Here is a 10,316-nt window from a genome sequence, read left to right as displayed (position 1 = left end):
GCGGGTGAATCAGGTCACTGATTCATCCGCTTCGTTCCTACAACGTATCAGCTACTGGGCTGTTGAGCCAGAGTGGACAACTAGCGATACTGGGGTTGAGTCCATTAGCAATAAACCGAACTACAGAGGAGCAAAGATAACCAACTAGTGCGTCATAACTGACTCCGTCTTCCAGATAGACAAACCTTGAAGTATTGCTAAAAATATGATCTTTCGGATGTATGCGTGCGGTGAAATACTTGCTAAAGTCTCGATAAACCGCACCTTCTTTTCGATAGAACTCTGTATTCCGACAATTGCTGTCCTCATAGTTTAATAATTCTTCACCGTCATCTGCCCAAAATACTGTCTTTTCTGGAGAGTCGTAGTAGAGGCTATCATCGCCACCAATAAACAGCCAAAAGTAGTCTTCGCCAATATCATTTTGTTCAATTTCCCACCAACATCGGACAAATCGGTCGTCATCTCCTGTTTGCAAACCTGCTTTCACCTCTCCGATATCCCCAATACTTGGGAAATCATCAAACAGTTGTAATACTTCTTGACCAAACCAATATATAAATGGAGACCTCTCAATACTGGCTAATGAATTTTGGTTTACTACGTACAGATTATCATGTTGATCTTCATTACGAAGATCCGTTGTGATTTTGTTTAATCCCTTAATTTTCTTTTCATAACTATTATACTCCTTTTGTTCATGCGTCATCCGATAGAATCGGCTTTTGTCCTCAGACGATGGCCTTTCATTCCGGAATACAAATGGGATCGTGAATGGGCGGTCTTTGTTGGAGAAGCTATGACCAGATAAGTGAGCACCATCTAAAAAGGTGATATTGGCTAGCAGTAGGCTTCTTATACCCCGATAACTGTAAAGGAACATAAAGTTTTCGGGAGTTACAAGCGACACATGGCCCATATCAGTGGAAAATTCATAGCAACGTTCAATAAACGCTGTATACAACTCCCGACTTCCCTTATACCCATTACTGACGAAATCCTTCAGCTCTGCTCCCATCTTTCGGGAATCAAGATATGGTGGATTGGCAACCACAACATCATATTCATGTATAAGAGTGTCAAGTAGCTCAACAGTTTTCCCGACCTCGCTTGCGAACATCTCTTCAATAGGATCATTTCGATCAAGAGCTTCAGAAGCAAGATTACTGACTTCGTCGAGTAGCCGGGTTTTTACTTGCTCCCAAGATTCTTCTCCCCCTTCGTTGGATACAAAGGCACTCTGTGTCGCAAATGACCCATCTTCGGTAAATTTCACTTGTCCTGAAGATTCAATTGTGTCTTTTTGCTCTTCTAAAATTTCATCGATACGCTTTTCGATTCGTACAAGGCTACCAAACTCACGGATGTTTTCGAAACTCTCCCAAATCTGCTCAAGGATTTTTTCCTCTAGCTCAGACCGTGCCCTGTCTAAGATTTCTTGCTTTCGGTCACCGTTGATCAACACAGCGTCGGCCGAAACAATATTTAATTGGGGAATATCTACTTCTGGCGATTTTTCCTTGGCTTTCAGATACAACGAAAGTGCTGCAATTTGTGCTGCGCCCGAATCTATATCGGTCCCATAGAGGTTGTTCGTAAGAATCTCACGTGGGATGTACTTCTCAAGAACTTCACCTTCTTCAAGATACATCTGATATAAGACGTCGAAGGCATAAAATAGCATATGACCGCTGCCACAAGCAGGGTCAAGCACCGTGATATCCTCAACTGCCTTTGTCTCTCGATCAATCAGGGAGTCTTCTAGTGGGGCAAGGTAGAAGCAATTCTCTTCATCGTCGATGTTCGTCCGTTCACCCTGCATTTCGAGCCATGTCCGACCCAGGGAGTTATCGACCATCCACTCGACGATGTACCGGGGGGTGAACAATTGGGTTTTCGTAGCGATATCTGTCCCAGCGATTTTATAGTTCTCTTCATCGACGCGGTCGTCGATCTCCTCACGTTCTTCCTCACCGAAGTACTGATACACCCAGCCAAGTGCTTCGTCGCTCTCCCATGCCTCGTCATCAATCTCGTCCAGTTCGTCGAGAACCTCTTCTCGAACCTGCGCGTCAAGGTCGATAGCGGTGTGTTCGGATTCTTCGAAGATCATCCGAATCTCCGCTCCGATCTCCTGGTACGCGAGGTCGAGTGCGGCACCGAAGCCGTCGTCGGGAGCGTTAGTTAGCTCGCCAGCGATCTCCGCCACGGTGTGGTGCATGTACGACCGGTTGCCGTACTCGGGACGCTCGGTGATGGTTTCCTCGACGAGGCCCCGAACCTCGATGGTCTTCAGCGCGACAAAGCGGTTGAGGTAGGTCTTCGTTGCTTCGCGAACGTAGTTGGTGATCGACCGCTCCAGATCACCTTCCGTGGATTCGAGTTCCCGTTCGATTGCGGCATCCAGCGTTCGTCGAGTGTGGCGTTCTTCTGCAGATAAGTGAGAGAGATCCTCCAGCGGGAGACGCTTTTTCTCGCGGATACCGTACTTTTCGAGTTGTCGGCGAAGTTCATTTTCGAGGGTGTGGCGTGTGCTGAGGATGGTACTACGGATGGTTGAGCGTTGATCCGACGAAAGACCGGGTTGACCGTGTGTCATGGACATGGATATCAGGGAGTCGCGCACTGCCACGAAACGGGCGGGACGGCGGTACGCTGTATCGGGATTCCCACCCGCGATGACATACAACGAGCAAGTATTCGGCGTGTCTTATAATTGTGGGAGAGGGTTCTGTCCCCGACTAACGAGCCCGGGATAGCTTGTCAAAAAGAAGAGTATTCCGGGGCGGTGCTCGGCTTGGCAAGATCGTTTGACTCAGCGAATTGTGGCTAAAATCCCCAGAGACTCTGTATTCGTTCCATCATAGCTGGATATACGAACTAACATCTAATAGAAACCACATTGGTCGTTTGTTGGAGTATGTACTTTGGCAGATGGAACAAACGGAATCGCGAGAGAAGCCCATGAGAACTCACGCACCAGTTCATGCAGTTGCTCCCGTCGCTCCGCTCGTGGAAGCGACGGGGCAACCCTGTCGTTGATTTCGAGCAACGTTTCCACGAGGTACGCTTCTTTGGCGTGATCGAGGCGGACGCTCAGTCCGCCNGTTCGATTCCTCGTGGACCGTCTCGATGTTCCACCTGTGTTCGACGAGTTCGAGGATCTCGGCCGCTGATCGGCCGAGATCCGTACTCAAGTAGTGCCGAATCGTGTCCTCGGTCTTGCTCGCGACGACCTTCACTGGACCAACGCCTTCGATTTCGACGACCTTGCTCGCTACGTCGTAGGTTTTCTCCTTCCCACGAACGCTGATTGTTGTCGATTCGTACTCCAGCGTCGACGCGAAGGCGTCGACGCGTTGGGTCCAGACGACACCCTGTGGTGAGACGTGTTTGTCGGATTTCAGNCTCCAGCGTCGACGCGAAGGCGTCGACGCGTTGGGTCCAGACGACACCCTGTGGTGAGACGTGTTTGTCGGATTTCAGCCGACAGACGACATCATGGCCTTGATTTCGGATCGTGGCGACTCTTTCGTCACCGTAGTACGCGGCGTCGAAAACGACTGTGAGAGCCGCTCCAGCCGGCAGCTGGAGCGGCGTCACGATCTCCTCGACAGCGATCTCGGTCTTTTTCTTGAACGGTTCGTCGAAATCCGGTGCGAGATCCTCTGGAACGTACATCCGCGCGAGATATGGAACATAGACGTCGCCGACCTGGAGGCAAGACGTGACGATCTTGTTGCCTAGTTCGGTCTCAGCAGCGACGGGATTGTACAACCGGGCGACGCCATCGGTGGCGTCGCCGGTTTTCGGAGCGAACGTATCGTCGATGTGGAGGAGTACGTCGTCACCAGCACCGACCTGAAGTTCGTCAAAGACGTACTCAGCGTGGAGCTGGGCGAGATTGGTGGCCGACCAGTCGGCACCACCGAAGAAGTAGTCGTAGGCTCTGCGGGATTTCGCGTCCGCGTCGGGACGCGAAATCCCTCGGGAGAGTCCACTCACNGACGTACTCAGCGTGGAGCTGGGCGAGATTGGTGGCCGACCAGTCGGCACCACCGAAGAAGTAGTCGTAGGCTCTGCGGGATTTCGCGTCCGCGTCGGGACGCGAAATCCCTCGGGAGAGTCCACTCACGGTCCACTGCGTTTCACTGTGAATCAGCGCACTCACGAGGTGCTTGAACGAATCGACGTTGCGGCTGTCGGAGAATGCTGACTCAAACGTCGAGAAAGCTTGTTCGAACCACGGCGGAAGANCTCACGAGGTGCTTGAACGAATCGACGTTGCGGCTGTCGGAGAATGCTGACTCAAACGTCGAGAAAGCTTGTTCGAACCACGGCGGAAGACGAGTAATACCGAGCACGGGACGAAGGCATCAGGATTACACCGGCAACCGCCGTTCGGTCTCATGACCTACTGCTCGCTGACCAGTCAGCGAGCGTAACGTAGAGTTGCCAAGCCGAGGGCGGTGTGTGAGCTACCGGAATCTGATTTCGATGTCGCCGTCCTGATCGAGGAGGGTCTCGATCTTATCTCGGAGATCGGCGATTGGCTTATCAACGTCGTCCAGCTCAGTCACGACGGTGTTCCCGAAGATATCTGAAGTGTCTACTTTCTCGTGGATCTTCCCATCATCGTCGTCTTCTTCGAGATCGTTGATTTGCTCTTTCGCTAACGTCTCGAAGTGATCAACAGTCTGAATGTTCTCAATAACCCAATTGAGCGACGGATTTGGGTTGATATGGTCCTTATCCGAGATATTCAGATCGACCGTCCTCTCACCTTGACGCTCTATAAGCTCCGAGAGGGCCAACTCCATATCAGCGTCGTCGATGTCGTCACCTGCGTACGCCCGGACGTTGTCGATTGAAGCGGTATAGGTCTCGTAGCGCTGCTCGTACAGTTCCTCGTACGTAGAGGCAAATGCCTCGGCGGCCGTCCGGTAATCGGTCTTGACGTCGTTCCACTGTTGGATGAGGCCCTCGGTGTCCAGCGTGTTCTTGACGCGGTCAGCGGCATCACGTGCCTCGTCACTAATGTCAACGACCCCCGGGTGGTCCGCTGCTTCGTCGACAAGCGTCTCCCACTCTCCAGCGATAAAGTCCTGAATCGTTTCATACTCTTCTAAGTGGTTCTCGCCGTTCGGTTCGCCACAGAAGTTGGCGATCGCTTTCGCTGATTTGGTGAGATCCCCCAGTTCATCCTCGAACTCGACGAACTTCTTGATACGTTTAGCGGAAGTGGGTTGCTGGAGCAGATTGTTGAGTCGGTTCTTGAAATTCTCGACATCGTCGGCCAGTGGGAAATCCACTCTCCGTAGCTGGGAGAGTAGCGTACTCGTCGTTGACACCCAGTCGTTTGCTTCTTCTCGGATTCCCTCGTCGACTGCCTGGTCGGTGGATTTGACCTTCCGATCGAAAATCCGGTCGAGTAGCTGCTTGGCGTCGGTTCGAGTTTCGACGTCGACGGTTTCTCGCTCGTCGAAGAACGTGGACTTGAACTTCGTAACTTGGGTGAAAAGTTCTTGTGCACCGTCCTCTGTGTACGTGCCGTACGTTCGTTCCTTGTAGGTCGGAATGATAGAACCGTTCTGGAAGAGGACGGCTGTAGCGAGTCGGACGACCTCTCGACTCCATCCGTAGGGGGGTTCGGCGAAATGGTCGATTAGGTCGCCACCGGTGCGGTTCTCGCCGGCTTTTTCGCGCCGTTGGATTTCGTCCTCGACTTCGGAGGCGACGCGGGCTTCGGCGATGAGTTCACCGTCCTGAACGACACCTAACTCGGAAAACACCGATGGATTCGACGATCCTTGTAGGTCGCCGAAGATCTCTGAGATGTGTCGGTCTTTGACAGATGCAGACCCGTGCTTGAAACTGGTGAAGACTTTCGGGATGGCGTTGTCGGCTTTCCGTGCGACGAGTGACCCGAGCGAGGTGTTAGTTGCGTCGAATTCGTCGGTTTCCCCGTTGTAGATGAGCTTACCTCGTTGGAAGCTGCGCTCAAACTCACGTTTGACTTCGTTCCGGAGGCGCTGGAGATCTTCCTGTTTCTGGCCTAGCGCTTCCTGTTCTTCTTGGCTGAGTTCCTCGCCGCGCTTCTCTTTGACGATAGTGTTGATCTGGTAGATCGACTTGAGCTTCTCGTAGATATCGTTCTGTTTCGCGTCGTCCGCGACCCAGTAGAGAGTGTCGTCCTCGCTGAAACTCTGGGTCTTCAGCCCATCAGGATCGATATCTTCGTACCGCTGGTAGATCGGTGAGTAGGTTTTGAGGTTGATGTAACCCTTGGATGTGACTTGCTCGTCGTCGATGGTCAGGTTCAACTGGAATGTCTGCCCCTCGTAGTTGACGCGCGAGGTGTTGTTGAGGATATCGTTCAGGAATCGCTTGGATGACCGACGGATGTCGCCTGGACCAACATCGATCCCTTTGATTTCGTTTTCGATTTCTTGCTCGGTCTCTTTCAGGATACGATATCCTTCCTCATCATGGCGGACGTAACCCGCAGCGACGAGAGCTTCGAGGGCGTCTTCCACTTCGCCCTCCATCGCTTGGGTGGGGCCGAGTTCCCTCTGGAGTGACGTCGCAATGTTGTCAGCAGTATTCGGGATCCAAGAGAGCTGTTGGAGGAGATACAGCGCTTTCAGGACACGCCGAGAGGTTTCATCGTCAGCATTTTTTGGAGTTGCCTCGCGAATGGATTTGACGTCACTGCTGGGGATATCGTTACTGATCTCGTCGAAAATCATGTCCAATGTGACGAGGGATCCCAGCTCATTGTTGTAGAGATGATCGTCGTCTTTGAGGACGCTTTGTGTGACGTCGATCAACGTTCGTTCTCCCCCTGTTAACTGGTCGCTCGACCCCTTCCCGAGCGCTTGGAAAATTGATGGAAGGATATCCAGTTGATACGGGAGAAAGGGATAGCAGTCGATGAAGTTGTCCCGGGTAATCGACTTTAGACTCTGACCAGAATCCAGCTTGTAGCGGGCTGAGAGGATTCCTTCGTATTGGCCATAGAGGTCGCCGAGAACTCCTCTGAACTCGCCTTTTTTGCTGAGAACGCGGTCACGGACGACCTTGTCGAGGTTTTCTGAGGTGAGGTCGAACCGATGAGGGAAGCGGTCGATAACCTTCGACTCCTCAGCTTCCTTCTCAAGGACACCGGGAATGAGTTGCTGGAGTTGCTCTTGAGATGTGACGCCGAGGAAGATCTTGCCCTTTCCTTTCTGCCCGAACTCTTCAACGATGCTTTGCAGCTCCAAGAGGAGCTGTCCATTGTCACCGATAAATTGAGAGATCTCGTCAATGAAGACAAAGTACCGACAATTGTCACCAGTTTCCGCTTCACGTTTTTCGACATGCTCCACGATATCTTCTGCCAGCGTCGAGGCGTTGATCAGGACGTTATCCTGAACGTCGTCAATTGCTCGGCCAGCTTCATCCTCACTACTGTACTCGCCGGTTTCGACTAGGGCCTTTTTCATATCAGGTCGGACGAACATCGCCTCGTTGCGCACCTCGGCCCAGTCTTTCCCAGTATTTTCCTCGATAGCGTCCATGAAGTCGTCGTAGACATCTCGAGATTCGAGTTCTTGCTCCATCTGTGCAACCCAGGGCATCGACGCGTAGCCACGTGAGATGTTGAATTCCCGGTGAATGATCTCCGTAATCGATTCGCTACCGGAGGCATCGGCTTTCGCGCCGATCTGGAACATCAACACCTCGGAGTCGAATTTCTGGGTTGCGGAGCCGACCGCGCCGTCAAGCATCTCGTTGCCCTTGATTCGATCCCGAAACATACCGGCTGCTTGAGTGTTATCGAATTCGCGGTTTTCCAGGACGTGACCAAGAATCTTCATGAGGTGGCTCTTCCCGGAGCCGAAGAAGCCCGAAACCCACATGCCGACGTCCTCTGTCTGCGCGTGTTCGGTGTCGATGACGGCCTCTAAGGCGTCCGAGAAGTGCCGTTCGAGCTGCGGTGTGAGTATGTACTCTTCGAGTTCCTTCTTGACGACGCTGGGGTCGTTGTTGTCGACTTTGACGACGGAGTCGATCTTTCGATTGATCGGTCGGTAGAATATTTCGTGTATCTGGTGTGATGTGGTAGTGTCACTCATGTCCGATCACCCTTGCGCGGTAATATGTTCCTTCAGATTCACCGAGGAATCTTAAGCTCTTGTCATCGACTTTCGCCGGATAACAGAATACGATTGGCGTATCGTCCGGTGTGTTCGTTTCTAATTGCCCCATCAGGGTGGAGGCGCTAGCAAACGGGTAGAGAACACCCATTCGGTAGACAATGACGGTGTCCGCTTTCTCGGCCCGTTCTGCAATCGCAGACGCCAGCTTCCCCATCTCGCCGCCGTCCAAGAGCGACGATTTCAGCCCATCGAGGAGCTGATCTCTATCTCTTCGTTCGAGATCGGCAACTCTGTCCAGAATTCCACGGTCTTCGAGGATTGTAAAGACTAGATCACGCATATCGATTCCGGCGACATTCTGATTATTGTACTCTAGTTTTCCGATGAGGTTCCGGACTTCCTTATCGACCTCGATCTCATCGGCTGGATCGTACGTGAATACAATAAAGGGAACACCTACCCGCTTCCCGACCTCATCTCGGTCATTCCGAACGAGCCGTTCGACCTCTTCAAGTTGTTTCTGAAAGTCAGAAGGCATCGATGAGGTCCTCCATACTGCCGTGCTTTCTCACGAGCCGTTCTGTGGAGCCACGTTTCTCATAGGTCACGTATTGCGGGGAAATATCCCGAATCCGTCGCTGCACCTCTGACTCATTCATGAGGAATAACGTCCAGTCTTCATGTTCAATGATTTCTGACACGGAGTTTGCGCCGTTCTGGAAGAGTCGATATACTACGTAGGCGATAGTTTCATTCGGAATGTATGTAACTGCGAATTCCTTCCGCTGGGTCCCCTCTAGAAGGCCGAAGTTACGGAGGGAGGTGAGGTATTTCGAAGCGGCTTCGTTGATCGTTGATTCCGAACGCTCTCGCAGGTCGGCATGATTCTCTTGAATCGATTCGATGAATTCGACGATGTCGACAGCTTGGACTGCAAGCGTTCCACGCTCAAATTCTGGATAGAGGAAATCAGCCGTGACGAGGTGGATGAACGGGTCTTGGGCGAATTCGTAGTAGAGGCACCAGTCCACCACGTCACTACGAACGTCCGCAGTCACCACTTGCATCAGCGGGGTTTCCATGTACTCCCTCTTCTCAGGAATGTGGCGACGCGTTATTTCTCGGAGGATATGTGCCCGGTATTCGTCTGTATTCTTGTTCAGGATGTTTCCTTCTACGACTTGCCGCTCCAGTTCCTCGTAGGATTCGCATTCAGCGTAGTTACTGAGAATTGTCTTGGTCTCGTCGATATACGTACTGTGATGGGCAATTTTCGGGTCGAGACTCTCATCTGGTTCTATACGTCCTTCGTCCTCCGGTTCAACGTGCTTATTACTCATACGAACTCATTATGCGTTCTCCGATTTAAGTTCTGACTCAAGGGAGTAGTACGGTACCTGAAGCTGGTCTGTACACTGTCCGTATCCTTGGAGAAGGGTTGTGAGAATTCTCCATTTGTCGGGTTCGATGTCGTCTTGGACGTAGCTACTATCTTCGATCAAGTACGAGTCGTCGAAACTGGAGTTTGAGAGGGGCTCCAAATCAGTCGAAGGAGTGATATTTGACGCAGTTTCGGCTATAACAATGTCTGTCCAGCCCTCTTCGAGCGATTGTGAAGTGAGAGCTTCCAGCGCCTCCAGTGCCAAGTCTTCATCGCTCTCGATCCCCTCAAGAACGGCAGTAAGGCGTGAATCCATCTGGGGTCCGAATGAGAATAGCGAAATTGAGTCGTCGGGAAGTTGATCTGACTCAGCCTTACGCCCGACTTTCAGCGCGAGAGTAATTTGGGACCTTAGTTGCGTTTTTGGCGTCACTTCCGAGAGCCGCGCGCGACCGGTCTCAGACAACACTCGGGATTCCCACCAATCCTGGTTACTCGATTCACCGACTCGCTCGATTAAAAGACATGAAGTGATAAGGTCGAGAAAGAAGTCATCCTTAATTTCTGCTTTCTCAAGCGTCTCCCTAGTTGAGGTGAACGCGTCTACGACATCAGTAGAGGCCATACGTATACTCATAACTAGGGAGGGTTTAGAACCAGCGCCTCTGATTATCCTAAGTGTACGTGTTTACCCCGAGGACGCAACAGCGGGTACAGCCTGAGCTCGTGAAATCATCTTGTTGTTTCGGGCGATTCGCTTGAACTCTTCGTAGGGATTGCGTCCCTGCTGG

6 protein-coding genes are annotated in these 10,316 nt (G+C 51.9%); all 6 read right to left on the bottom strand.

Annotated features, from left to right (window positions below; genetic code table 11):
* Window positions 1-37 precede the first annotated feature (37 nt).
* Window positions 38-2,632, bottom strand: a complete 2,595-nt coding sequence (pglX, locus tag C451_RS04965; protein WP_152420416.1) for a BREX-1 system adenine-specific DNA-methyltransferase PglX — start codon at window positions 2,630-2,632, stop codon at window positions 38-40.
* 464 nt (window positions 2,633-3,096) lie between these two features.
* On the bottom strand, window positions 3,097-4,005 hold the full coding sequence (locus C451_RS04960; RefSeq protein ID WP_007738386.1) for a transposase: 909 nt from the start codon (window positions 4,003-4,005) through the stop codon (window positions 3,097-3,099).
* A gap of 473 nt (window positions 4,006-4,478) precedes the next feature.
* Window positions 4,479-8,120 (bottom strand): BREX system P-loop protein BrxC, encoded by a 3,642-nt coding sequence (gene brxC, locus C451_RS04955; RefSeq protein ID WP_007738385.1) that lies wholly within the window; start codon window positions 8,118-8,120, stop codon window positions 4,479-4,481.
* Window positions 8,113-8,682 (bottom strand): BREX protein BrxB domain-containing protein, encoded by a 570-nt coding sequence (locus tag C451_RS04950; RefSeq protein ID WP_007738384.1) that lies wholly within the window; start codon window positions 8,680-8,682, stop codon window positions 8,113-8,115. Before C451_RS04950 ends, brxC begins: the two co-directional genes overlap by 8 nt.
* Window positions 8,672-9,484 (bottom strand): BrxA family protein, encoded by an 813-nt coding sequence (locus tag C451_RS04945; protein WP_007738383.1) that lies wholly within the window; start codon window positions 9,482-9,484, stop codon window positions 8,672-8,674. Before C451_RS04945 ends, C451_RS04950 begins: the two co-directional genes overlap by 11 nt.
* A gap of 9 nt (window positions 9,485-9,493) precedes the next feature.
* Window positions 9,494-10,150: a BrxE family protein gene (locus C451_RS04940; RefSeq protein WP_049912969.1), complete on the bottom strand. Its 657-nt coding sequence runs from the start codon at window positions 10,148-10,150 to the stop codon at window positions 9,494-9,496.
* Window positions 10,151-10,316 lie beyond the last annotated feature (166 nt).

Source organism: Halococcus thailandensis JCM 13552 (assembly GCF_000336715.1).
Classification (GTDB): Archaea; Halobacteriota; Halobacteria; order Halobacteriales; family Halococcaceae; genus Halococcus; species Halococcus thailandensis.
The sequence above is the reverse complement of the archived record's forward strand: the minus strand, read 5'-3'. Positions and strand labels throughout refer to the sequence as shown.

Excerpts from the sequence above, each read along its gene's own strand:
- brxC (WP_007738385.1), bottom strand. The coding sequence starts at position 8,120 with ATGAGTGACACTACCACATCACACCAGATACACGAAATATTCTACCGA.
- C451_RS04950 (WP_007738384.1), bottom strand. The coding sequence starts at position 8,682 with ATGCCTTCTGACTTTCAGAAACAACTTGAAGAGGTCGAACGGCTCGTT.
- C451_RS04945 (WP_007738383.1), bottom strand. The coding sequence starts at position 9,484 with ATGAGTAATAAGCACGTTGAACCGGAGGACGAAGGACGTATAGAACCA.
- C451_RS04940 (WP_049912969.1), bottom strand. The coding sequence starts at position 10,150 with ATGGCCTCTACTGATGTCGTAGACGCGTTCACCTCAACTAGGGAGACG.